Origin of the sequence: Nocardioides sp. URHA0032, assembly GCF_000620645.1 — a bacterium.
Classification (GTDB): domain Bacteria; phylum Actinomycetota; class Actinomycetes; order Propionibacteriales; family Nocardioidaceae; genus Nocardioides.
This window is the reverse complement of record NZ_KK211159.1, coordinates 718,312-741,858: the sequence shown is the minus strand read 5'-3', so window position 1 is coordinate 741,858 and position 23,547 is coordinate 718,312. Positions and strand designations below refer to the sequence as shown.

The window sequence follows — 23,547 nt, the reverse complement described above, 5'->3', positions numbered from 1 at the left end:
CGTGGGGGTACCACCGCTGGACCGCCTCGCCTGCCTGGCGGGGCGGTCCTGGCGGGTCTCGGACCTCCCGGGCGGGCTGACCAACCGCAACCTCCACGTCACCACCGACGACGGGGAGCTGGACCTGGTCGTCCGGTGGTCGCAGGGCGACGCCTCGCTCCTCGGCATCGACCGGGACGCCGAGGCGGGCAACACCGCGGCCGCGGCGGCCGCGGGCGTGGGGGCGGAGGTGGTCGAGTACCGGCCGGACCTGTCCATGCTCGTGATCACCTACCTGCAGGGCGACGCACTCAGCGACGCGTCGTTCTCGGACCCGGCGGTCCTCGCGCGCGCGGCGGACGCGTGCCGGCGGCTGCACGCCGGTCCGCGGTTCGCCGGTGACTTCGACATGTTCGCCCGGCAGGCGGCGTACCTGCGCACGGTCCGCGAGAACGGCTACTGGCTGCCGGAGGGGTACGACGACCACGCGGCCGCGTGGGGGGACGTGCGCCGGGCGCTCGCTGTCGCCCCGCGGCCGACGGTGCCGTGCAACAACGACCTGCTGGCCGCGAACTTCATCGACGACGGCCGGCAGGTGTGGCTGATCGACTACGAGTACTCCGGCAACAACGACCCGTGCTTCGAGCTCGGCAACACCGCGACCGAGTGCGGCTTCACGCCCGAGCAGGTCGAGGCGTACGTCGCGCACTACTTCGGAGCGCCGACGCGCGCCGACCTCGCGCGGGTGCTGCTGCAGATGCTGTGCAGCGAGTACGGCTGGTCGCTGTGGGGATTCATCCAGTCCGCCGCGAGCCCGATCGCGTACGACTTCCGCGGCTGGGGGACGGACCGCTACGAGAAGGCGGTCGAGACGTTCCGAGGCCCGGCGTTCCCCCGGCTGCTGGAGGATGTCGCCCGTGGTTGACCTACCGTCGCGTGCCCGCGTCGTGGTGGTGGGTGGCGGTGTCATCGGCACCTCGGTCGCCTACCACCTCACCAGGCTCGGCTGGACCGACGTGCTGCTGCTCGAGCAGGGCACGCTGTCGTGCGGGACAACCTGGCACGCAGCCGGGCTGGTCGGCCCGCTGCGGGCCTCGGAGAGCGGCACCCGGCTGGTGCAGTACTCCGCGGAGCTGTACGCCTCGCTCGAGGCGGAGACCGGGCTGGCGACCGGCTACCGCAACGTCGGCGGGCTCGTCGTCGCGCGCACCGAGGACCGGATGGTGCAGCTGCGGCGTACGGCCGCCAACGCGGTCGTGTACGACATGCCCTGCGAGCTCGTCTCACCCGAGCGTGCCCAGGAGCTGTGGCCACCGATGCGCGTGGACGACCTGCTCGGCGCCATCTGGCTGCCCGGGGACGGGAAGGTGAACCCCGCCGACCTCACCCAGTCGCTGGCGCGCGGCGCGCGGCGCGGCGGTGCACGGGTCGTCGAGCGGGTGCGCGTCATGGGCTTCCCGGTCGCCGACGGCCGCGTGACGGGCGTGCGCACCGACGCGGGCGACGTCGAGGCCGAGGTGGTCGTGAACTGCGCCGGCCAGTGGGCGAAGGCGCTCGGCGACCTGGCCGGCGTGACGGTGCCTCTGCACTCGGCCGAGCACTTCTACGTCGTGACCGAGGCGGTGCCAGGTGTGCACCCGGACCTGCCGATCATGCGCGACCCCGACGGCTGGACGTACTTCAAGGAGGAGACCGGAGGGCTCGTGGTGGGTGGCTTCGAGCCCGAGGCGAAGCCGTGGCGGTCACCCGACGACCTGCCGTACCCGTTCGAGTTCCAGCTCCTCGAGGAGGACTGGGACCACTTCTCGGTCCTCATGGACGAGGCCGTGCTGCGGGTCCCGGCCCTGGAGGAGACCGGGGTCCGGAAGTTCTACAACGGGCCGGAGTCGTTCACCCCGGACAACCAGTTCCTCCTGGGCGAGGCCCCGTCACTCCGGGGGTACTTCGTCGGCGCCGGCTTCAACTCGGTCGGCATCGCCTCCGCCGGCGGCGCCGGGCGCGCACTGGCCGAGTGGATCGTGGCCGGGGAGCCACAGGACGACCTGGTCGCGGTCGACGTACGCCGGTTCGCGCCGTTCCACGGCGACAACGGCTGGCTGCGCTCGCGGGTCTCGGAGGTGCTCGGGCTGCACTACGCGCTCCCGTGGCCGAACCGCGAGCTCGAGTCCGGTCGGCCCCAGCGCACCTCGCCCCTGCACTCCCGGCTGGGTCGCGCGGGCGCGCTCTTCGGCACCCGGATGGGCTGGGAGCGCCCCAACGTCTTCGGCCCGGTCCTCGAGTACTCGTGGGGCAAGCCGTCCTGGCTCCCGTGGTCGGCCGCCGAGCAGGTCGCCTGCCGCACCGACGTCGCGGTCTTCGACCAGACCTCCTTCTCGAAGTACGTCGTCTCGGGTCCGTCCGCGCTCGAGGGGCTGCAGTGGGTGTGCGCGGCCGACGTCGACGTGCCCGTGGGGCAGTGCGTGTACACACCGTTCCTCAACGAGCGCGGGACGTACGAGGCGGACCTGACCGTCACCCGGACCGGCGCCTCGTCCTTCCTCCTCGTCTCCAGCTCGGCGACCACCATCCGAGACCTCGACTGGCTCGCGCTGCACGGCGTACCGGCTGACGACGTCACGGAGCGGTACGCCGTGCTCGGCGTCATGGGCCCACGGTCCCGCGCCCTGCTGTCGTCGCTGTCGGGCGACGACTGGTCGGAGGAGGGCTTCCCGTTCGCCACGTCGCGTCTCGTCCGGGTGGCCGGCGTCGACCTGCGCGCCACCCGGATGACGTATGTCGGCGAGCTGGGCTGGGAGCTCCTGGTGCCCGTGGGTGACGCCGGCGCCGTGTACGACGCCCTGGACGCGACCGACGCCGGCTACTACGCCATCGAGTCGCTCCGGCTCGAGAAGGGCTTCCGCGCCTTCGGCCGTGAGCTCACACCGGAGTTCGGGCCGGTCGAGGCGGGGCTGGTGTTCGCGACCGCGCTGTCGGGGTCGAAGGACTTCCTGGGCCGCGCGGCGTTGTCGGACCACCGTGATCGGCTGGCCGCGGCCGGCCCGCGCCGCCGGCTGGTGTCGTTCGTGGTCGGGTCACCCGAGCCGATGCTGTGGGGCGGTGAGCTGGTGCTGCGCGACGGCGTACCCGCCGGCCAGGTCACCAGCGCAGCCTGGGGCGCGACCGTCGGCTCCAGCGTCGGGCTCGCCTACCTGCGCCACGAGGGTCCGGTCACCGGCGACTGGCTCGCCGGCGGTGGTTTCGAGGTCGACGTCGCGGGGGAGCGGTATCCCGTGCGCTGCTCTCTCCGCGCTCCGTTGGCATGACAGCCCTGGGGGGCCGTTGGGGTGGGGTCCCGCCAGCGCTGCTGTCGGTTCACCATGGTCTCCGGGAAACCGACACGTGCCGTGGTGTGCTCGCCGTGGGACGTGCAGGTCCGACCGGATCCCATGGTGAAGCCGTGGCGACGCCACGCGAGCGGCGGCACCGGTCGACGGGCCCACCGCGTAGGCTCGCCTGCCGAGGACGACAGGGGTACGAGATGGTGGCGAGCCGATCAGCGCGCGAGCGGAAGGCTTCCGTGGAGGCCGGTCCGCTGGCGACGGTCAGGATCGACCTGGACGGCGACCGGCAGTTCGTCTACAAGATCACCTGCACGACGTGCCTCACCAGGACCAAGCGGCCCTGGTCGACGTATCGTGCCGGCGCGGACAACGGCTACCTGGCCGCGATGGACCGGTGGACGTTCCACCTGGTCGAGAAGCACCCGGGCGCCGAGGCGCCCTGCCTGGCCTTCCTGCCGGCCGCCCAGCAGCGCCTGCACGAGCGTCGCGAACAGGGATGATCCTCAGAGCGTCGTGATCAGGCCTCCGTCGATCGTGACGTCGCTGCCGGTGATGTTCGCGGCGCGGTCGCTCGCCAGGTAGACCACCAGGTCGGCGACCTCCTCGGGTCGCGTGAACCGCCCCGAGGGAGCCGCGGCCTCCTGCCGGCGTACGACGTCGGCGGGATCGCTCCCGCTCGCGCCTCCCACCGTCGCGGCGACGCCCGAGCTGCCCAGCCACAGGTCGGTCCGCACCGGGCCGGGGCTGACCGTGTTGACCCGGATGCCGGGGCCGAGCTCCTTCGAGAGCGACTTGCAGACGTTGCTGAGCGCGCCCTTGGCCGCGCTGTAGTCGAGCACGCCCGGATCGGGAAGGAACGCGTTGACGGAGCTGACCGTCACGATGTTCGCCCCCGGCCGCCCGGTCATCCGCGGGATCGCCGCCCTCATGGTGCGGACGGCGGCGAGGAAGTTGATCGTCAGCGACCACTCCCATTCCTCGTCGGAGAGCGCGACGAAGCCGTCGAGTCGCGCCCGCACCGCCCCGACGTTGTTGACGAGGATGTCGACGGCGTCGCCCGCGGCCGCGACCAGCTCGGCCGGGCCGGTCGGCGTCGTGAGGTCGACCGCGACCGGACGTGCCCCGGCGACCGCGCTCAGCTCCTCGCTGCCGTGCAGCGCTCCTGCGACGACCGTGACTCCCTCTGCGGCCAGCGCGCGGGTGATCGCCAGGCCGATGCCCTTGCTCGCGCCCGTGACGACCGCGGTCCGGCCGGCCAGCCCGAGATCCATCGGTCAGAGTCCCTGCTTGCCGAGCCACGACAGGCAGGCGTCCGCGACGTCGCGCCAGCCGTGGTCGATGGTCAGCGAGTGGGCACGGTCCTCGAGCTCGAGGATGTCGGTGACCGCCTCGCTGTGCCGGTACTGCTTGAGCGTGGACCTGGTGACGGCCTCGGGCACGGTGTGGTCCTTGCCGCCCATGACGAGCAGGAGCGGACCCCGGCCGGAGTTCTCGGTGTTGACCTTGGCCGGCGAGTGCGGGTTGAAGTTTGCCGCGGCGGCCTCGAAGAGCGGCTTGCCGGGTGCCGGGATCGCCCACCTCTCGAAGAGCGCGTCCGACTCCTCCTCGGGGATCGCGTTGCCGAACGCGAACCGGAACTGCTCGGCGGTCAGCGAGACGGCGCGGTGCCTGTTGGCCGGGTTCTTGAACACCGGCAGTGTCGCCTTCAGGGCCGACAGCGGCAGCGGGAGGACGCCCTTGATCTGGGCGGCGTCGATCGCGATCGCCGCGGCCGCCAGGTCCTCGCCCAGGAGCCGCTGCGCGATCATGCCACCGAACGAATGTCCGACCAGGATCGGCTTCACCGGCATCCCGGCGATGATGTCGGCGTAGTGCGCGACCACGTCGTCGATGCCGTGGTCCGCGATCTCCTCGGGCCGCGAGCGCGCCTCCTCGACCGTCTCCGGGTCGCCTGGCCAGCCCGGCGCCGAGGCGTCGTACCCCGCCTTCGCGAAGAGCTCGACCCAGTCGTCCCAGGACCGGGCGTGCAGCCAGAGACCGTGGATGAACAGGACGGGGTGGTCAGCGGCCATGACGGATCCTTCGTCGCGGGGGAGGATGGAGGGTGTATACCGATCGTTCTACCTGCCTGCTGGCTAACGTAGGACGGTCCGCCGGCCGTGGCAAGAGCGTCGGGGCCGACGGCGACAGACGAAGGAGTGGACGGGCGATGAAGGGTTCGGACCTGCCGGCTCGCGAACGCATCCTGCAGACCGCCGACCGGCTGTTCTACGACGAGGGCATCCACGCCGTCGGCATCCAGCGGATCGTCGCGGAGTCCCGGGTCACCCGGGTCACGCTCTACCGGCACTTCCCCTCCAAGGACGACCTGATCGCGGCGTACCTCGATCGCAGGGCCGCCGCTGATCGCGCGCAGGTCGCGAGCGTCGTCGAGCAAAATGCCGACGACCCGCGCGGGGCGCTCACCGAGCTGGCCGAGGTGCTCACCCGCGACGACTTCGGCGCCGTACGGCGCGGTTGCCCGTTCATCAACGCCTCGGCCGAGTTCACCGGCTCCCACACCTCACGTGTGCATGCGCGCGAGATCAGGGGCTGGGTCACCGGGCAGCTCGAGGAGCTCCTGCGGCGCCTGGACCACCGCGACCCGAGGTCCGCCGCCGAGCAGCTGATGATGGTGCGGACGGGGGCGGTCGTCTCGTGCGCGCTCGACGGCAACGACCGGCTCACCGACGACTTCCTGCGTGCCTGGGACGGCCTGATCGACGGTGGGCTGCCCCAGCCTCGCTAGCCCGCCGCCAGCACGGCTGCCTCCACCGCGGTTGCCTCAGCCGATGTGGTAGCGATCGCCGTACACGTGCCAGGTGAGCGGCGGTCGCAGCCCGAAGTTCCGCTCGCGGAGGAACCGGCGCTGCTCGGTGTCGATCCGGGAGGTGTCCGCGTGCGCCTCCTCCTGCTCCATCACCCGCGTGCGGGCGTCGAGGAACGCGTTCAGGTACCGGCCTTCCGAGCCGCCCTCGGCAGGGGTGCGGGCGACCCGCAGCACAGCACGCCGGATCCCGCCGAAGCTCGACGCGTCGCTGCCCGGACCGTGCATCACCATCGCGTCGTAGTAGATGAACTGGCCCAGGGTGCGCAGCCCGTCGGCCCTGGCCCGGCGCACGGCCGGGTCGAAGTAGACCCGGTCACGCTCGGCGTCCTGGGCGCGCCGGAACGCCGCGTCGTGCGCGGCGCGGTGCCACGCGCGGACGAACGGCTGGCCGAGGCCGCGGTGCGAGTCCGACCCGTTCACCCGGCGCAGTGCCGGGATGAAGCGCGCGAGCGGGTTGTCCGGCTGCGCCTTCGTGTACCTGCGGACGACGACCAGCAGGTCACCGGTGCCCGAGCAGAACCCGATGATCCCGCCGGTGTAGCCGCGGCCGTCCCCGATGTCCTCGAGGTAGGTGTACTGCCGCCGCCACCTCAGCGTGGAGTTCTCCGCGCTGGACACCAGCTCCATCGCGATCTCCTTGCGCCCCGGCCGGTCGAGGCCGGCCGGTGCGGAGTACGCCGGCTGCGCGACCAGCAGCAGGAGCAGGACCCCGAGGAGGACACGCCGCATGCCGTCGACCCTAGTCACAGGCCGGCCCGGCGCGGGTCCTGGTCTCGCGGCACGCTCCGTACCCGTGGAAGTGCGGGGTCACGTCGAGCGGCTCGTCGGTGCCCGGTCCACCCGTCGGCCGACACAACACCGCCGTACGACGAAACCGCCGTGAGGTTACGCGTGATCCCTCCCTGGTCTAGACCGATGTTCAGGACCCTCCAGGTCCGGCAACAACCCCGGCGCAGGGGGACTGCACGGCTGCCACGGGCGGCCCTGACCAGGGAGCTACCAATGATGAGCAAGTCTCGGATACACCATGGCATGGCGCTCGCTTCCGCGGCGACGCTGATGACGCTGTCGTGCGGTGCGCTCGCCGGCGCCGCGGCCGCTGACCCGAAGTCCGACCACACGGACCACGGGAAGCACCTCGGCCAGACCAAGGACCACCCGAAGGGTCCGCAGCACGAGCACGCGCAGCACCAGCACCAGGGTCACGCCTACGGTCATGCCCACGCGCCGGGCCAGCAGGCCGACCACGGCCACGGGAACGGCAGCGGCGGTGGGAACGGGAACGGCAGCGGGGGATCGAACGGCATCGGCCAGCAGGAGGGGCACAACCCGCCCGGCAACAACGGCACGGTGAAGATCGCCGGCCCCGGCGACGCGGTCGGCCACCCGAGCAACAACCCGCACCCCGGTTGCACGTTCTACGTGGAGTGGTTCGGCTTCGACGAGGGCCAGGACGTCGTCTCGACGGTCACCTTCGCCGCTCAGGCCCCGACCTCCGACGTGACCATCGGCGGCACCTCTCCGGCCCAGGTCTTCGTCGGCGGCGACCCGGCCGGGGGCGGGACCGACCTCGACGGCCGGGAGCAGTACACGCTGAGCTTCAGTGGTGGCGAGCCGCACCCGAAGCAGGGCTACCACGTGAAGCTCACCGTGGCGACGCCGTACTCGCTCGGCAACGACACGAAGACCAAGGTCTTCTGGGTCGCCCCGTGCGAGGCGGACACCGCCGCGGGCCAGGGTGTCTCTGCCCACCACGCCGCCAACGGCGGCCGTCACCACGCGAACGGCGACCGCGGTGTCGAGGCCGCCACCGCGACGGCGCCGGACACCGAGACCGCGACGAGCCCGGGCACGTCCGCCGACGCGGCGGCCGTCCCGACCTCGGTCGACGCGGGCCAGGACTCCTCGGTCCTGCCGGACTGGGCGCGTTCTCCGTGGCCGCTGGTGGCCGTCGCCGGCGGGTTGACGCTGGCCGGTGCCGGCCTCGTGCGCCGCAACGGGACCCGTGCCTGACCTTCGAACCACAGGCGTCGCGGCGGCCGGGCTGGTCCTGGCCGCCGCGGGCGCTTTCGTGTGGTGGTCGCAGCCCACCGGCGCCGTCTCCGCGGACCCCGCGTCGGATCCGCAGTCCGCCCCCCTCACGGGCACCACCGCGAGGCCCGAGGTGGCGAAGCGGGTGCCCGGCGCGCCCGACCGGGTGAAGATCCCGGCGCTGAAGGTGAGTGCGCCGGTGCTGCCCGTGCACGCCCCCGGCCGCACGTTGATCCCGCCCAGCGACCCCACGACGCTCGGGTGGTGGGCCGACGGCGCCGAGCCCGGTGCGCGGCGGGGCAGTGCGCTGATCGCCGGGCACACCGTGCACACCGGCGGCGGCGCCCTCGACGACCTCGAGGAGCTGCGCCGCGGAGACGCGATCGTGGTCCGGACCGACCACGGGACGCTCCGGTACGCCGTGCAGAGCGTGCACATCTACCGCAAGGGGCGGATCGCCGACGACGCCCACCGGCTCTTCAGCCAGTCCGTGCCCGGGCGCCTGGTGGTCCTCACCTGCGAGGACTGGAACGGCGAGGCCTACCTGAGCAACGTCGTCGTCACCGCGACGCCGCGCGGCTGAGCCGCGCCACCAGCAGGGCGGCACACAGCGCGCCCAGCGTGCCGAGCACCTCGTCGCCGAGCGTGTCCTCGTACGCCGTGTCGAGCTCGGTGCCGTGCCGGATGAACGTCCACCACTCACCGACCTCCCAGCCGATCGCCAGGATCGCGCCGAGCCCGCAGACCACGAGCACGACCGCCCAGCGCGGTCGGACGGCCCCGCACACCAGCAGCCCGAGCCCGGTCAGCAGCAGGAACCAGTTCGCGAAGTGGTTGGCGTCGTCCCACCAGACGACCGCGTCGTAGAGGTCGAGGCTGTTGCCGGTCACGTCGACCAGGAACGGCAGCATCACGAGTGTGAACGCGCCGTACGGCGGGGTGGGCCGCGGTTCGCGGCGCCGGTTGGCGAGCCACCAGCAGGCAGGTGCCACGAGCATCAGCAGGGGATAGGCGAGCAGCCGGGCGCCGAACGCCTTGTCGGCGAACCGCTCGATCCCGGGCCACCACTCGGCGACGGCGAGTTGGCCCACCGTGAGGGCGAGGACCAAGAGGGGGACCCAGGCGGGGCAGCGGCGCACGCGAGGATGGTGGCAGGAATACCCGGCGGGCCGTGGTCGTTCCGTAGATACTTCGGAATTCAACTACCACCAGAGGACAGTGAGCGGACATGCAGATCGGCATCTTCACCGTCGGTGACGTGACGCCGGACCCGACGACCGGTCGCACCCCGACCGAGCACGAGCGGATCAAGGCGACCGTCGAGATCGCGAAGAAGGCCGAGGAGGTCGGGCTCGACGTGTTCGCCACCGGCGAGCACCACAACCCGCCGTTCATCGCCTCGAACCCGACGGCGACGCTGGCCTACGTCGGCGCGAAGACCGAGAACATCATCCTGTCGACCGCGACCACGCTGATCACGACCACGGACCCGGTGCTGATCGCGGAGGACTACGCGAAGCTCCAGCACCTGACCGACGGCCGGGTCGACCTGATGATGGGGCGCGGCAACACCGGCCCGGTCTACCCGTGGTTCGGCAAGGACATCCGCCAGGGGCTCAACCTCGCGATCGAGAACTACGCGCTGCTGCGCCGGCTCTGGGACGAGGACGTCGTCAACTGGGAGGGCAAGTTCCGCACGCCGCTGCAGGGCTACACGTCGACGCCGCGGCCGCTGGACGGCGTCGCCCCGTTCGTGTGGCACGGCTCGATCCGCAGCCCCGAGATCGCCGAGCAGGCGGCGTACTACGGCGACGGCTTCTTCCACAACCACATCTTCTGGCCGGCCAGCCACACCGAGCAGATGGTGGAGCTGTACCGCCGTCGCTTCGAGCACTACGGCCACGGCCCCGCCGACACGGCGATCGTCGGGCTGGGTGGGCAGTTCTTCATGCGGAGGAACAGCCAGGACGCGGTGGACGAGTTCCGGCCGTACTTCGACAACGCCCCGGTCTACGGCCACGGCCCGTCGCTCGAGGACTTCACCGAGGCGACCCCGCTGACGGTCGGGTCGCCGCAGCAGGTGCTGGAGCGCACGCTGTCGTTCCGCGACTACGCCGGCCACTACCAGCGTCAGCTGTTCCTGGTCGACCACGCGGGCCTGCCGCTGAAGACCGTGCTGGAGCAGCTGGACCTGCTCGGCGAGATCCTGCCCGACATGCGCAAGGGCTTCGCCGAGGGCCGTCCCGCCCACATCCCCGACGCGCCCACCCACGCCTCGCTGGTCGAGGCCGCGGGCGGTGCGCACGACACGACCGTGCACGCGGTCGACGACGTGACAGGAGCATCCGTATGACCCGCATCGCCGTGATCAGCGCCGGCCTGAGCGTGCCGTCCTCGACCAGGCTGCTCGCCGACCGGCTGGCGGCCGCAACGGTGGCCGCCGCGCACGAGCCCGTGGAGGTCGACGTCATCGAGCTGCGCCCGCTGGCGCACCCGCTGGCCGACCACCTGCTCACCGGCTTCGCCACCGGAGAGCTGGCCGACGCGCTCGAGACGGTACGCCGGGCGGACGCGCTCATCGTGGTCACGCCGGTGTTCTCCGCGAGCTATTCCGGGCTCTTCAAGTCGTTCTTCGACGTGCTGGATCCCAGTGCTCTCGAGGGCACCCCGGTCCTGGTCGCCGCCACCGCGGGCACCGCCCGGCACTCGCTGGTGCTCGACCACGCCCTGCGGCCGCTGTTCAGCTACCTGCGGGCGACCGTGGTGCCGACCGGCGTCTTCGCCGCGAGCGAGGACTTCGGCGACCGCGGTCTCGACGAGCGCATCGACCGCGCGGCCGGCGAGCTGGTCGGGCTGCTGCACGGCTCGCCGCGCCGGCGCAGCCGCACCGTCGAGGACGAGTTCGCGGAGCCCACGCCGTTCGAGGACCTGCTCCGCGGGGCCTGAGGACCGGCTCACAGGTCGTAGACCCGCGCGGCGTTGTCGCGGCCGATCAGGTCGACCACCCGGATCGCGTCGTCGGTCGACCAGTCGCCGCGGCGCACCCACCCGCCGATCACCTCACCCATCGCCCGCCGCCACAGGACCGAGCCGAGGAAGTGCAGCTCGGGCAGCCCGTAGGCGTCTGAGGAGTAGAGCTGCTTGCCGAACGGCGCCAGGTCCATCGCCTCTGCGACCAGCTGGACCGACCGCGCGCCGAGGTGGTTGATCGCGAGGCCGACGTCGAAGAAGACGTGCTCGAAGGCCTGGGCCAGGTAGCCGGCCTGCCGGTGGTACGGGTAGCAGTGCAGCAGCAGCACCGGGCTGCTGACCGTACGGATCAGTGGCGTCAGGTGGAGCGGGTTCGCCGCCGACAGGTCGAGGTCGCGGTCGCCGAAGCCGGTGTGCACCTGCAGCGGGAGCCCGAGAGCGGCCGCCTCGTGGGCGCCGAAGGCCACCAGCACCGGATCGACCACCCGAGTGCTCGCCGTACGGGCCCGGGCGGCGACGTCGGCGTCGTCGGGACGCGACCAGTCGATCTCGAGGCCGCACCGGTACGCCGCGATCGTCTTCGCGCCGACGGTGCCGGAGGCGACCGCGCGGCCGAGCCGCTCCCGGAACGCACCGACCACGTCGTCCTCGCCCAGCACCTGCTCCATCAGCAGCTCGAGGCGGATCACCTCGGACCGCGGCTCGGGATCGGTCACGAGCCCCGGCGTGAGCCCGGTGTCGACGACCCAGTGGTCGACGCCCGCGGCGGTGAGGAAGGTGCGCACGAGCTCGTCGTACGGCGTGGCGGAGCGTGCCTCCCAGTACTCGTCCGAGGTGGTCAGGGCGGGCAGGCCGAGCAGCGGCGCGCACCAGCGGCGTACCGCCACCCCGATGGGCAGGTCGAAGCCCGAGGAGACCGGCCCGGTCGCGCCCTCGTTCAGCGCCTCCTCGAAGGCCGCGCGGTCGCCGGGCTCGGTGAACCAGCCGTGCACGTGGTGGTCGACGAGCCCGACGGAGCCGAGATGCTCGACTAGCAGCTCCATGCCATCCGCAGGGTTTCGGCGGTCTCGGCGAGGGTGAGACCGGAGAACGTCCTGACCTCGTGCCGCCGGACGGCGAGCAGCCCGTCGACGACCGGACCGCCGAGCAGCTCGCGCGCCACCCCGGACCCGGCCAGCGCGTCCAGGGCCGCCCCCTGGTGTGGGGGAAGGAGGGCGAGGTCGAGTCCGGAACCGGACGGGTCGACCGACACCTCGTCGGGTGGCGTGAGGCCGCGCTCGACGCCGAGCCGGGCACTGCCGAGGAATGCGGCGATCGCGAGGTACGGGTTCGAGCTCGGGTCCACCACCTTGAGCTCGATGTTGGCGCCGTGTGCGGTGCCCGTACCTGCTTCGACGAGCCGGACCGCCGCCTCGCGGTTCTCGAGCCCCCAGCAGAGGGCGGCGCCCGCCCAGTTGCCGGGCACCAGCCGTCGCTCGGACAGTGCCGACCCGGCGTACACCGCGATCAGCTCCGGCAGCGTCGCGAGCACCCCCGCGATCGCGGCCGCGCCGGCGGGGGTCAGGCCGTGGGGCCCGTCCCCACCCGAGAACACCGGCCCGTCGGCGTTCGCGAGGGACAGGTGCAGGTGCGCACCGTTGCCGGCCTCGCCGGCGAACGGCAACGGCGAGAACGACACGCGCATGCCGTGCCGCTCCGCGGTGCGCCCGATCACCAGGCGGGCCAGGACGACGTCGTCGGCCGCCGCGAGCGGGTCGGTGGGGGAGAGCGACAGCTCGACCTGGTCGTGGCCGTACTCCATGTGCAGCTGCTCGAGGCCGAGCCCGGCGGCCTGGGCCGACCGGGCCAGGTCGACGAGGAACGGCGCCTGCTCCAGCGACGAGCGCAGCCCGTACGGCGCCCACCCCGCTGTCGTCGCGTGCGAGCCGTCCGGGGCGAGCAGCGTGCACTCGAGCTCGGCGCCGACCCGGGCCGTGAGCCCGGCCCCGGAGGCGGCCTCGACCGCGCGACGCAGCACGTGGCGGGCACACATCGCGGACGGCTCGCCGTTCTGGTGGTGCAGGTCCCCGGGCGCCCAGGCGATGCCGTCGGCGACGTCGCGCAGCTCGGCGGGGTCGATGTGGATCCGGAGGTCGCCGACCACGCCGAGGTCGTCGGTGAACGCGACGGACCCGTCGACGGTGAAGACGCTCCACGACGGCGACGCACCCATCCCGATCTCGCGGAACGCGTCCAGGCGGGCGGCCGGCACGTACTTCGCCCGGGCCACCCCGCCCATGTCGACGATCGAGCCGCCGACGAGGACGGGCTCGCTCACCGGTCGCTCTCGCAGTTGCGCGCGACCTCGACGCGGCACCGGTCGAAGCCGCCACGCCCGTCGCCGACGTCGTGACCACGCCCCCCGACCAGGGTGTCGGCCCACGGGCTGCCGATCAAGAGGTCCTGGCCGCCACCGCCGAAGGCGCCCCACGTCCGTTGGTCGCCGGCCACGCAGAGGTCCTCGCCGCCGGCCCAGGTCACCTTGTCCGACCCGCGCTGGGCGGTGATGGTGCCGGTGCAGAGGTTCCACCGGATGTCGTTCGGGCCGCTGGTCCCGCCCACCAACGCGCCGTGGGCAAGGACGGTCGCGTCCTCGAAGCCGGTCAGCGAGCCGTCGCCGCCGGGGCCGGAGGAGAGCGTGCCGGCACCGAGGTCCATCCGCACGAAGCCGCCCGGGACGGCGACGACGACCCGGTCCCGCCCGGGGCCGCCCTCCATGGTCGTGGGCACGCCGCCGGTCACGCAGACGACGTCGACGCCGTCGAGCGTGTCGACGGACGCGGCCCCGTTCGTCACCACCACGTCACGGCCGGTGGTGCCGACGACCACGCCGCCCGGCGTACCCACGACGGTCGCGGGGTCGCCGTTGCAGCTCTGCTGCGCGTGCGCGGCCTGCGGGAGCCCGACCAGCAGGCCCGCGGTGAGTGCGAGGGCGGCGACGGTGCGCATGTCGGTCCGGGGCGCCTAGTGCTGGTAGGTGCCGTGCAGGATCGCGCGGCCGACGGTCTTGAACGCCAGGTTGAAGGAGACGACGGCGGGTGAGGCGTCGGAGTCGACCCCGAGGGAGTCCTCCTTCACCGCGTGCACGACGAAGTAGTAACGGTGCACCTGGTCACCCGCGGGCGGGGCGGCGCCCATGAACGCCTTCGAGCCGCCGTCGTTGCGGCACATGAAGGCGTTGCCCGGCAGTTGCGCACCCTCGGCGCCGGCGCCGGTGTCCAGCGACGTGACGTCGGCGGGCAGGTCGACGAGGACCCAGTGCCAGAAGCCGCTCGGCGTCGGCGCGTCCGGGTCGAAGCAGGTGACCGTGTAGCTCCTGGTGCCGTCGGGCGCCCCTTCCCAGGAGAGCTGCGGCGAGGTGTTGCCCGCTGCCGCGACCTGGTCGTCCTTGAGCTGCTGGCCCTCGGCGACGTCCGAGCTGGTGACGGTGAAGGACGGGACGGCGGGGAGCAGGTCGTACGGGTTCGGGCTGACCGGACGGTCGAGGCTCATGGCACTCCTATCTCGGCGGACGCTTGGACCTCAACGTAGTCCGGAGGGTGAACGTGCGCCACGGCCGACCGCAGCGGGGCCGCGATGATGGCGTCATGGACGACTTCCCGACGTACCCCTCCGGCCTGCGGCTGGGCGGACGGCGCGTCGTCGTCGTGGGCGGCGGGCACGTCGCGCAGCGCCGGGTGCCGCAGCTGATCGCGGTGGGCGCCGACGTGCACGTGGTCAGCCCCGACGTGACACCGGCGATCGAGGGCATGGTCGGCTCCGGTGAGGTGACGTGGCACCGGCGCGGCTTCCAGGACGCCGACCTCGACGAGGCGTGGTACGTCATCGCGGCCACCGACGACCGCACGGTCAACGAGCAGGTCTCCGCCTCGGCGGAGGTACGTCGGGTCTTCTGCGTCCGCTCCGACGACGCCACCCGGGCGTCGGCCTGGACGCCGGCGGTCGGTCGGCACGCCGGCGTGACGGTCGCGGTGCTCGGCCAGCGCGAGCCGCAGCGCTCCGCGGCGGTCCGCGACGAGATCCTCGAGGGCCTGCGCGAGGGCACGATCGTGGCCCGGCACCAGCGCGACCGGTCGCCGGGCGTGGTGCTGGTCGGCGGCGGGCCCGGAGACCCCGAGCTGATGACGGTCGCCGGTCGCAAGGCGCTCGTCGAGGCGGACGTCGTGGTCGCCGACCGGCTCGCGCCGCGCGAGCTGCTCGGCGAGCTGCCCGCGGACGTCGAGCTGATCGACGTGGCGAAGCTGCCGCGCGGCCGGTCCGCGCAGCAGGAGGAGATCAACCGCGTCATCGTCGCGCGGGCGCTCGAGGGCAAGCGGGTGGTGCGGTTCAAGGGCGGCGACAGCTTCGTCTTCGGCCGCGGCTTCGAGGAGGTCATCGCCTGCCGCGAGGCCGGGGTGCCGGTGACCGTGGTGCCCGGGCTGTCCAGCCCGATCGCCGTACCCGGGGTGGCAGGCATCCCGGTGACCCACCGCGGCGTCGCCCACGAATTCACGGTCGTCTCCGGTCACCTGCCGCCGGGACACCCCGAGTCCCAGGTCAACTGGACCGCCATCGGCTCGATGTCCGGCACCGTCGTGCTGATGATGGCGGTCGAGAACGCGCCCGCGATCGCCACCGCCCTGGTCGCCGGCGGCCGCTCGCCGGCCACGCCGGTGGCGGTGGTCTCCGAGGGCACGATGCCGGGGGAGCGGACCGTGCTCGCGACGCTCGGGACCCTCGCCGCGAGGCTCGCGGAGGAGGCGGTGCGCCCGCCGGCGATCATCGTGGTCGGCGAGGTCGTCGCCGTGGCCCATCCCGCACACTTTGCGTGATGGCCACCCTCGTCGAGATCACCGACCCTGCCGATCCCCGGCTCGCCGACTACCGCGACCTGCGCGACGTCGAGCTCCGCAAGCACCTCGAGGCGACCCACGGGCTGTTCCTCGCCGAGGGGGAGAAGGTGGTCCGTCGCGCGGTGGCCGCGGGCTTCACCCCACGCTCGTTCCTGATGGCGCCGCGCTGGCTCGAGGGGCTCTCGGACGAGCTCGCGCGCTCTGATGCGCCCTGCTACGTCGTCACCGAGGCACTCGCCGAGGAGGTCACGGGCTTCCACGTCCACCGCGGCGCGCTCGCTTCGCTGGAGCGGCTGCCCCTGCCGTCGGTGTCGTCGGTGCTCTCCGGCGCGCGCTCGGTCCTGGTGCTCGAGGACATCGTCGACCACACCAATGTCGGCGCGATCTTCCGCTCCGGCGCCGCCCTCGGCTTCGACGCCGCGCTGCTGGCGCCCCGGTGCGCCGACCCGCTCTACCGCCGCTCCATCAAGGTCGGCATGGGCGCCGTGTTCACCACGCCCTGGACCCGCCTGCCGGACTGGTACGACGCCCTGCCGGCGCTCACCGCCCTCGGGTTCACCACCATCGCGCTGACGCTCGCCCCGGACGCCGTACCGATCGAGGAGGCCGTGGCCGGCCTGGACCGCGTGGCGCTCGTGCTCGGCTCCGAGGGGCACGGGCTCTCGGAGCGCTGGGAGCAGACCGCCGACCGCCGCGCCATCATCCCGATGGCCGAGGGCATCGACTCGCTCAACGTCGCCGCCGCCACCGCCGTCGCCTGCTACGTCACCACGCGCCGCTGAGCCGAGTCGGCGCAGTCTCAGCTGAGACTGCGCCGACTCGGCGTCAGATCCAGCGGCGGAACTTGAAGACCGCCCACAGCGTGACGCTGACCATCAGCATCAGCACCAGCGCGAAGGGGTAGCCGCCGGCCCAGTGCAGCTCGGGCATGTGGTCGAAGTTCATGCCGTAGACGGTGCCGACCAGGGTGGGGGCGAACAGGATCGCCGCCCAGGCCGAGATCCGCTTGACGTCGTCGTTCTGCTCGATGCTCGCCTCCGACAGCGCGCGCATCTCCTCGTTCTGCCGCTGGGCGACCAGGGTCGCGTTCACGGTCAGGATGTCGCGGAGCAGCTGCCGGAAGCCGTCGACCTGCTCGATGACCTGGGTGAGGTGGTCCTCGACGTCGCGCAGGTAGCGCTGGAGCTCCTCGTCGGTGCCGTACTTCGCGAAGCCGGCGGACAGGTTGCGCAGCACCGTCGCGAGCGGACGCGTCGCCCGCTGGAACTCGATCACCTCGCGGGTCAGCTCGTAGATGCGCCGCGACACCTGCGGGTCGCTGCCGAACACCTCCGTCTCGATCTCGTCGATGTCGTTTTCGAGGCCCGCGACGACGGGGAGGTAGCCGTCGACGATCCGGTCCAGGATCGCGTAGAGGATCGCCTCCGGGCCCAGGGCGAGCAGGTCGGGGTTCGACTCCAGCCGGCGGCGTACGGCGGACAGGTCCGGCGACTCGGAGTGCCGCACGGTGATCACGAAGTCCGGGCCGACGAACAGGTGGACCTCGCCGAACTCGACCTCCTCGCGGGAGTCGACGTAGTGCGCCGCCCGGAGCACCACGAACAGCGTCTCGTCGTACCGCTCCAGCTTCGGCCGCTGGTGCGCGACGATCGCGTCCTCGACCGCGAGCTCGTGCAGGTCGAACTCCTCCGCCAGCTCGCCCAGCTCGTGCTGGTCCGGCCGGTACAGCCCGATCCAGGCGACGGCGTCGTCGTGCTCGCTCAGCGAGCGGAACGTGTCGGCCAGGGTGGCGGGTGAGTCGACACGGTCGCCGGCCACGTAGATCGCGCTGTCGACCATGCTGACCCGGTCCTGGGTCCGCTCGACGGCGAGCGGAGCGCCGGGAGCCGCCGGGGTACGCCGGCGCACCCGCCCGGTCAGCGACCGGATCGGCTTGAAGGAACGGTCGGACATGGCTGGACCTCCTCCCGCTCGACCCCCGAGCAGGATAGGCGCGAGGTCAGCCGGCCGGCCACTCCGCGGGGAAGTCGGGGGCCGCCTTCTCGTGCGCCTTCTCGAGCTTCTTGCGGGCCTTGTTGGGCAGTCGGTCGCCGAACACGATGCCGTTGGTGTGGTCGGTCTCGTGCTGCAGGCACCGGGCGAGCAGGCCGTCGCCGGAGAACTCGACCGGCTCGCCGTCGAGGCCGGTGCCGGTGACGGTCGCGACGTCGGGCCGCGCGCACTCGACGAAGGCGCCCGGGAACGACAGGCAGCCCTCGTCGCCGTCGTCGAGGTGCCGGTCGCGCCCCTCGGGCAGGGTCAGCACCGGGTTGCAGACCACGCCGGCGGTGTGCTCGCCGGACTCGTCGGGACAGTCGAAGACGAACATCGCGACGTCCTCGCCGACCTGGCAGGCCGCCAGGCCCACGCCGTCCGCGGCGTACATGGTGGCGACCATGTCGGCGGCCAGGGCACGGAGCGCGTCGTCGTACGCCGTCACGCGCTGCTGGGGCCGGTGCATGACCGGAGTGCCCCAGCGGGTGATCGGGCGGACGTGGCCGCCGTCGGGGAGCTGGCCGGAGGGCTGGTCAGGCATGCGGGGAGCGTAGCGACCGTGTGACCGGCTCCACGACGCCCGCTGTAGCCGGGAGTGTAACTCCGAGTTACATTGACCGCATGTCCCTGATCCACAGCCTTCGGCCCGGCGGGAAACACGGGCTGTCCAGCAAGGAGAGCCGCGACCCGATCGGGTACGCCGTCGCCGCACTCAGCCGGCTCGCCCGCAGCGACGTGCTCGACCGGGTGGGCCTGCGCAAGCAGGCCGAGCAGGCCGTGTTCACCACGACGCGCAGCGGGTTCAAGACCATCACGGCCGCCAGCCGCACGTTCGCGAAGGCGGGCAACGCGGGCAAGGCCGGCACTCGACCGGCGGCGACCGCCGGTCGCGGCGTGTTCGACCTGACCCCCACCGAGGACGAGCAGATGCTCGTCGACGTCGTCAGCGAGCTCGCGTCGGAGGTGCTCCGGCCGGTCGCCGCCGAGGCCGACGAGGCGTGCGCGGCGCCGGAGGCGGTGCTCAAGGCGGGGCTCGAGGTCGGGCTGCCGATCCTCGGCCTGCCCGAGGCCCTCGGCGGCATCTCCGAGGAGCGGTCCGCGATGGCCGGCACGCTGGTCGCCGAGGCGCTCGCGCACGGTGACCTGGGCCTGGCCGTCGCCTCCCTCGCACCCGGGTCGGTCGCGACCGCGATCGGGCTGTGGGGCACCGACGCGCAGCAGCAGACCTACCTGCCGGCGTTCACCGACGGCGCCGTCCCGGCGGCCGCGATCGCGCTCACCGAGCCGACCGTCCTCTTCGACGTCCTGGCGCCGGCCACGACGGCGACCCGGACCGGCGACGGCTTCGTCCTGAACGGCGTGAAGTCAGCCGTCCCTCGGGGCGCCGACGCCGAGCTGTTCGTCATCGGCGCGGCGCTCGACGGCGCTCCGGTGCTGTTCCTCGTCGAGTCCTCGGCCGTCGGGATCGAGGTCGAGGCGGACCCCGCCATGGGCGTGCGGGCGGCCGGGCTCACGAAGATCCACCTCACCGACGTGCACGTCCCGACCGACGCGGTGCTGGGGGAGACCGACGGGTCGACGTACGTCGAGTGCGTGCGACTCGCCCGGCTCGCCTGGTGCGCGCTCGCCGTCGGCACCGGCCAGGCCGTGCTCGACTACGTGGTGCCGTACGTGAAGGAGCGCGAGGCGTTCGGCGAGCCGGTGGCGCACCGGCAGTCGGTGGCGTTCATGGTCGCGAACATCGCGATCGAGCTGCAGTCGATGCGGCTCCTGACGTGGAAGGCCGCGGCGCGGGCCGCCGCCGGCAAGGACTTCGCCCGGGAGGTCGCGCTGGCCCGGAGGCTGTGCGCGGACAAGGGGATGCAGATCGGCCTCGACGGCGTCCAGCTGCTCGGGGGTCACGGGTTCGTGAAGGAGCACCCGGTGGAGCGGTGGTACCGCGACCTGCGTGCGATCGGCGTGATGGAAGGTGCGGTGCTGATCTAATGCCCATCAATCTGGACGACCCGAAGAAGTTCCGGCCCCTGGTCGGGCAGGCGCATCAGGTCGCGATGAACATGCTGCGGCCGATCTCGCGCAAGTACGACAAGGCCGAGCACGCGTACCCCAAGGAGCTCGACATGCTCGCCGCGATGATCGACGGGCTCTCGGAGTCCGGCGCGAGCGAGGGCGCGGGCGCGGCCGGGGTGAAGCGCAGCGAGGACGGGGACGACGGCTCCGTGAAGAACGGCACCAACCTGGCCTCGGTGATGTCGATCGCCGAGATGTGCTGGGGCGACGTCGGACTGCTGCTCTCGATGCCGCGCCAGGGCCTGGGGAACTCCGCGATCGCCTCGGTGGCCGACAACGAGCAGCACGAGCGGTTCGACGGCGTGTGGGCGTCGATGGCGATCACCGAGCCGGACACCGGGTCGGACTCGGCGAACATCCGCACCACCGCCGTACTGGACGGCGACGAGTACGTCCTCAACGGCGAGAAGATCTTCGTGACCTCCGGCGAGCGGTCCGACGCCGTCGTCGTGTGGGCGACCCTCGACAAGGACCTGGGCCGGGCCGCGATCAAGTCGTTCGTGGTCCCGAAGGGCACGCCCGGCATGAGCGTCGAGCGGCTCGAGCACAAGCTCGGGATCAAGGCGTCCGACACGGCGACGATCCGGTTCGAGAACTGCCGGGTGCCGGCCGCCAACCTCCTCGGGTCGCCCGAGATCGACACCAAGCAGGGGTTCGCCGGCGCGATGGCGACCTTCGACAACACCCGCCCGCTGGTCGCCGCGATGGCGGTCGGCTGTGCGCGGGCGGCGCTGGACCTCACGCGCGAGCTGCTCGAGACGGCCGGGGTGGAGGTCGACTACGACCGCCCGGCGATCACGCAGCACGCGGCGGCCGCGAAGTTCCTGCAGATGGAGGCGGACTGGGAGGCCGCGCACCTGCTGATGCTGCAGGCGGCGTGGATGGCGGACAACCGCAGGCCGAACTCCCTCGAGGCCTCGATGGCCAAGGCGAAGGCGGGCCGGGTCGGCTCCGACATCACGCTGTCGTGCGTGGAGCTCGCGGGCTCGGTCGGGTACGCCGAGGGCGAGCTGCTCGAGAAGTGGGCGCGTGACTCCAAGATCCTGGACATCTTCGAGGGCACCCAGCAGATCCAGCAGCTGATCGTGGCCCGGCGCGTGCTCGGGCTGACCAGCGCCCAGCTCAAGTAGGTCAGGCGGTGAGCGGCGCCAACCGCTCGAGGTCGTCGGGACCGTCGAGGTCGGCCAGGGCCAGGAACACCGTGTCGACACCCCGGGCCGCCAGCGCGCCGTAGCGGTCGCGCTGTACCGCCGGGGTGCCGGCATGCGTGCGCTCGGCGTACGCCGCGGCCCGAGTGCTCCCGCGCAGCCGCTCCACCCGGGCCCACACGTCCTCGCGGTCGCGTCCGACGGTCGGCAGGTCGAGGACCGTGACCGTCACGTCCGATCCCTCGAGCGCGTCGACCGCGCGGTCGACGTGCTCGGTGCGGACGTTGACCGCGTCCGCGTACTGCCGCGCGATGCTCAGCATCCGGTCCCCGGAGCCGCCGAGGATGATCGGGATGTCGTGCGCCGGCCGCGGGTAGCTCGTGGTCTCGGGGAGCCCGGCCGCCGCCCTGGTGCCGGGTGCCCACAGTGCCCGCATCGTTGCGATGGCGCGCTCGACCTCGTCGAGACGCTCGCGGGGCGGCGGGAACGGCAGGCCGTACGCCGCGTGCTCCCGCGCCCACCAGCCCGCCCCCAGCCCGAGGAACGCGCGCCCGCCGGAGAGTGCGTCGAGGGTGGCCGCGGCCTTGGCGGTGATGCCGGGTGCCCGGAACGTCACGGGCGTCACGAGGGTGCCGAGGTCCAGCCGGGTGTCGAGCCCGGCGAGCAGGCCGAGCGTCACCCACGGCTCCGGGATCGGCTCCCACGCCCGCCCGACCTGGGGGATCTGGATCAGGTGGTCCATCAGGGCGAGGCCGGCGAAGCCCGCCTCGTCGGCCGCGGTGGCGACCTGTGTCAGCCACGGCGTCGGGCTCTCGCCCCACGGGAACCGGCCCACCTGCAGCACGAACCGCAGCCCCTGGCTGTTGCGGCGCCCCGCTGAACCGGTCGTGGGCCTGAGACCTACCTCCGGGTCACGCTCGGGCACACGGCCCGGTCGGACGCGGTGCACCTGCCAGCCGACGAGGTCGACCGCGGCGACCTTCCTCAGCTGGGCCGCGAGGGCCGGCGCGGGCACCGGCCGGTCGCGCTCGCGGTTGCGGGACCGGCACAGGTCGTCCGGCGTGTCCAGGAGCACGGCGACCGCCGGCAGTCCGGCCGCGCGGGCAGCCTCGAGCCAGCGGCTCCGGCGTACGTCGTCGAGGCCCAGGGTGTCGACCACCGTGGTGAGCCCGCGGCCGAGGCGGGCGTCGACGATCCGCTCCAGCAGTGCGAAGGCGTCGTCGGAGGCGTCCAGGTCGTGCGCGCCGCTGCCGACCACGCCGCGGAGGTCGTCCGAGGAGACGACCTCCTCCCGGCGGTAGCGGGCGCGCGCCCACGTCGACTTGCCCGAGCCCGAGGCACCGACCAGGACGACGAGCGCCGGGTCGGGGAGCCGCTCGGCCGTCTCAGCCCTGCCCGGGGTCGGTGCTGCTGCCGATCGACTCGATCGGGCTCGGCAGGTCGGCGTCCTCGACGACCTCGGCGGCGCTCTTCGGCGCTGCCTTGCGCGTGGGGAGCTTGGCGCTCGGGGTCGTCTTCCTGCCCGGCGTCTTCGTCGCAGCGGTCTTCTTCGCCGGCGCCCTCGTCGCCGGCGCCTTCCTCGCGACCTTCTTCGCGACGTCCGCCGGGGTGGCGTCGACGTGCTCCACGTCCGCTGTCGCGTCGATCGAGGTCACCGGCTCGGCCGTGGCCGCCGGCACCGGCTGGTGCGCGGCCTGCTCCTTGACCAGGTCGGTGACGACATCGGTCACCGGCGGCCGCGTCGGGGTGGTCCGGTCGGCCTTCTTCGCCGGGGGAGCCTTCTTCGCCGGCGGCGTCGGGGTCACGGAGCGCACCGGTGCCGGAGCCTGCTGGGTCGCATGCTGCGTGTCCTGCTGGGTCCCCCCGTGGCCGAGACGGCCCGCGACCGCGCCGACTGCGGTCTTGCCGACCTGCTCCGCGACCGTGCGCCCGAGCAGTACCGCCCCTCGCGCCTGTCCCACGGCCTTGCCGGCTGTGCCGACGGGGTGGGTCATCACCGCCTTCACGGTGCCGACGACGGTGTCCTGGAGCTTGTTGATCGGGCTCTTGTTGGCCACGAGGGCTTCCCTTCGATCGATGGAGACGGTCGTGTCTGGATTGAAGCATGTACCCATCGGCGTCGGGCATGCTGCGCCGTTGTCTCGAACATCACTCGTCGGACCGGATCGTGGGCCGGTGACGGCGCCAGCGGCTCGGCTCCGCGGCGGCCGTGCCGCGCGCCGAATTGCACGCGGATTGGTCACCAACCGCAGATT

Annotated in this window: 24 protein-coding genes; 12 read left to right on the top strand and 12 right to left on the bottom strand. The window is 72.7% G+C overall.

The window, feature by feature from the left end; translation table 11 throughout:
• Position 1: 1 nt before the first annotated feature.
• From N538_RS0117350 to N538_RS0117340, 3 genes are all read left to right on the top strand, one after another.
• Positions 2–904: a phosphotransferase gene (locus N538_RS0117350; RefSeq protein ID WP_028638346.1), complete on the top strand. Its 903-nt coding sequence runs from the start codon at positions 2–4 to the stop codon at positions 902–904.
• On the top strand, positions 897–3,281 hold the full coding sequence (locus N538_RS0117345; protein WP_231496254.1) for a GcvT family protein: 2,385 nt from the start codon (positions 897–899) through the stop codon (positions 3,279–3,281). The genes N538_RS0117350 and N538_RS0117345 overlap by 8 nt, the downstream gene beginning before the upstream one ends.
• A 254-nt stretch (positions 3,282–3,535) precedes the next feature.
• A complete protein-coding gene (locus N538_RS0117340; RefSeq protein ID WP_028638344.1) occupies positions 3,536–3,799 on the top strand; it encodes a hypothetical protein in 264 nt (87 codons plus the stop codon).
• Between the two features lie 3 nt (positions 3,800–3,802).
• Here the strand turns inward: N538_RS0117340 and N538_RS0117335 are convergent, their stop codons facing one another.
• Both N538_RS0117335 and N538_RS0117330 read right to left on the bottom strand, forming a co-directional pair.
• On the bottom strand, positions 3,803–4,570 hold the full coding sequence (locus N538_RS0117335; RefSeq protein WP_028638343.1) for an SDR family NAD(P)-dependent oxidoreductase: 768 nt from the start codon (positions 4,568–4,570) through the stop codon (positions 3,803–3,805).
• Positions 4,571–4,573: 3 nt separating this feature from the next.
• Positions 4,574–5,371 carry an alpha/beta hydrolase gene (locus N538_RS0117330; protein WP_028638342.1) on the bottom strand — a complete coding sequence of 266 codons (798 nt, stop codon included), beginning with the start codon at positions 5,369–5,371 and terminating at the stop codon, positions 4,574–4,576.
• 137 nt (positions 5,372–5,508) lie between these two features.
• Here N538_RS0117330 and N538_RS0117325 point away from each other — a divergent pair, with 137 nt between their 5' ends.
• Positions 5,509–6,087, top strand: coding sequence for a TetR/AcrR family transcriptional regulator (locus N538_RS0117325; RefSeq protein WP_028638341.1), 579 nt, complete (start codon positions 5,509–5,511; stop codon positions 6,085–6,087).
• Between the two features lie 36 nt (positions 6,088–6,123).
• Here the strand turns inward: N538_RS0117325 and N538_RS0117320 are convergent, their stop codons facing one another.
• Positions 6,124–6,897 (bottom strand): chitosanase, encoded by a 774-nt coding sequence (locus tag N538_RS0117320; protein ID WP_036570842.1) that lies wholly within the window; start codon positions 6,895–6,897, stop codon positions 6,124–6,126.
• A 303-nt stretch (positions 6,898–7,200) separates the two neighbouring features.
• Here N538_RS0117320 and N538_RS0117315 point away from each other — a divergent pair, with 303 nt between their 5' ends.
• Together N538_RS0117315 and N538_RS0117310 are read left to right on the top strand one after the other, a co-directional pair.
• A complete protein-coding gene (locus N538_RS0117315) occupies positions 7,201–8,181 on the top strand; it encodes a hypothetical protein (RefSeq protein WP_028638339.1) in 981 nt (326 codons plus the stop codon).
• Positions 8,174–8,782 carry a class F sortase gene (locus tag N538_RS0117310; RefSeq protein WP_028638338.1) on the top strand — a complete coding sequence of 203 codons (609 nt, stop codon included), beginning with the start codon at positions 8,174–8,176 and terminating at the stop codon, positions 8,780–8,782. The genes N538_RS0117315 and N538_RS0117310 overlap by 8 nt, the downstream gene beginning before the upstream one ends.
• On the opposite strand, the gene N538_RS0117305 is transcribed toward N538_RS0117310, so the two are convergent.
• Entirely contained in the window at positions 8,760–9,338 is a 579-nt protein-coding gene (locus tag N538_RS0117305) for a hypothetical protein (RefSeq protein ID WP_028638337.1), read from the bottom strand. The two genes, N538_RS0117310 and N538_RS0117305, sit on opposite strands and share 23 nt — an antisense overlap.
• A gap of 89 nt (positions 9,339–9,427) precedes the next feature.
• On the opposite strand from N538_RS0117305, the gene N538_RS0117300 reads away from it, so the two are divergent.
• Together N538_RS0117300 and N538_RS0117295 are read left to right on the top strand one after the other, a co-directional pair.
• Positions 9,428–10,552 carry an LLM class flavin-dependent oxidoreductase gene (locus N538_RS0117300; RefSeq protein ID WP_028638336.1) on the top strand — a complete coding sequence of 375 codons (1,125 nt, stop codon included), beginning with the start codon at positions 9,428–9,430 and terminating at the stop codon, positions 10,550–10,552.
• A complete protein-coding gene (locus N538_RS0117295) occupies positions 10,549–11,145 on the top strand; it encodes an FMN reductase (RefSeq protein ID WP_028638335.1) in 597 nt (198 codons plus the stop codon). Before N538_RS0117300 ends, N538_RS0117295 begins: the two co-directional genes overlap by 4 nt.
• A gap of 8 nt (positions 11,146–11,153) precedes the next feature.
• Here N538_RS0117295 and N538_RS0117290 read toward each other — a convergent pair whose 3' ends face one another.
• The 4 genes from N538_RS0117290 to N538_RS0117275 are packed head-to-tail and all read right to left on the bottom strand — an operon-like array spanning position 11,154 to position 14,700.
• Entirely contained in the window at positions 11,154–12,212 is a 1,059-nt protein-coding gene (locus tag N538_RS0117290) for an amidohydrolase family protein (protein ID WP_028638334.1), read from the bottom strand.
• Entirely contained in the window at positions 12,200–13,486 is a 1,287-nt protein-coding gene (locus N538_RS0117285; RefSeq protein WP_197025368.1) for a glutamine synthetase family protein, read from the bottom strand. The genes N538_RS0117290 and N538_RS0117285 overlap by 13 nt, the downstream gene beginning before the upstream one ends.
• On the bottom strand, positions 13,483–14,157 hold the full coding sequence (locus N538_RS0117280) for a hypothetical protein (RefSeq protein ID WP_028638332.1): 675 nt from the start codon (positions 14,155–14,157) through the stop codon (positions 13,483–13,485). Before N538_RS0117280 ends, N538_RS0117285 begins: the two co-directional genes overlap by 4 nt.
• 15 nt (positions 14,158–14,172) lie before the next feature.
• Positions 14,173–14,700, bottom strand: coding sequence for a YbhB/YbcL family Raf kinase inhibitor-like protein (locus N538_RS0117275; RefSeq protein WP_028638331.1), 528 nt, complete (start codon positions 14,698–14,700; stop codon positions 14,173–14,175).
• Between the two features lie 95 nt (positions 14,701–14,795).
• Here N538_RS0117275 and cobA point away from each other — a divergent pair, with 95 nt between their 5' ends.
• A complete protein-coding gene (cobA, locus tag N538_RS0117270; RefSeq protein ID WP_028638330.1) occupies positions 14,796–16,019 on the top strand; it encodes a uroporphyrinogen-III C-methyltransferase in 1,224 nt (407 codons plus the stop codon).
• Positions 16,019–16,822 (top strand): TrmH family RNA methyltransferase, encoded by an 804-nt coding sequence (locus tag N538_RS0117265; RefSeq protein ID WP_028638329.1) that lies wholly within the window; start codon positions 16,019–16,021, stop codon positions 16,820–16,822. The genes cobA and N538_RS0117265 overlap by 1 nt, the downstream gene beginning before the upstream one ends.
• Positions 16,823–16,865: 43 nt before the next feature.
• Here the strand turns inward: N538_RS0117265 and N538_RS0117260 are convergent, their stop codons facing one another.
• Both N538_RS0117260 and def read right to left on the bottom strand, forming a co-directional pair.
• A complete protein-coding gene (locus N538_RS0117260) occupies positions 16,866–17,993 on the bottom strand; it encodes a magnesium and cobalt transport protein CorA (RefSeq protein WP_028638328.1) in 1,128 nt (375 codons plus the stop codon).
• A 46-nt stretch (positions 17,994–18,039) separates the two neighbouring features.
• Complete coding sequence (def, locus tag N538_RS0117255) at positions 18,040–18,615, bottom strand: peptide deformylase (protein ID WP_028638327.1); 576 nt, start codon at positions 18,613–18,615, stop codon at positions 18,040–18,042.
• Positions 18,616–18,695: 80 nt separating this feature from the next.
• Between def and N538_RS0117250 the strand changes: the two genes are divergently transcribed.
• Positions 18,696–20,060 carry an acyl-CoA dehydrogenase family protein gene (locus N538_RS0117250; RefSeq protein WP_081790536.1) on the top strand — a complete coding sequence of 455 codons (1,365 nt, stop codon included), beginning with the start codon at positions 18,696–18,698 and terminating at the stop codon, positions 20,058–20,060.
• Complete coding sequence (locus N538_RS0117245; protein ID WP_028638325.1) at positions 20,060–21,274, top strand: acyl-CoA dehydrogenase family protein; 1,215 nt, start codon at positions 20,060–20,062, stop codon at positions 21,272–21,274. Before N538_RS0117250 ends, N538_RS0117245 begins: the two co-directional genes overlap by 1 nt.
• Before the next feature lies 1 nt (position 21,275).
• Here N538_RS0117245 and N538_RS0117240 read toward each other — a convergent pair whose 3' ends face one another.
• Both N538_RS0117240 and N538_RS0117235 read right to left on the bottom strand, forming a co-directional pair.
• Positions 21,276–22,640, bottom strand: coding sequence for an LLM class flavin-dependent oxidoreductase (locus tag N538_RS0117240; protein WP_028638324.1), 1,365 nt, complete (start codon positions 22,638–22,640; stop codon positions 21,276–21,278).
• A gap of 37 nt (positions 22,641–22,677) precedes the next feature.
• Positions 22,678–23,349, bottom strand: a complete 672-nt coding sequence (locus N538_RS0117235) for a hypothetical protein (RefSeq protein ID WP_028638323.1) — start codon at positions 23,347–23,349, stop codon at positions 22,678–22,680.
• Positions 23,350–23,547: the final 198 nt, after the last annotated feature.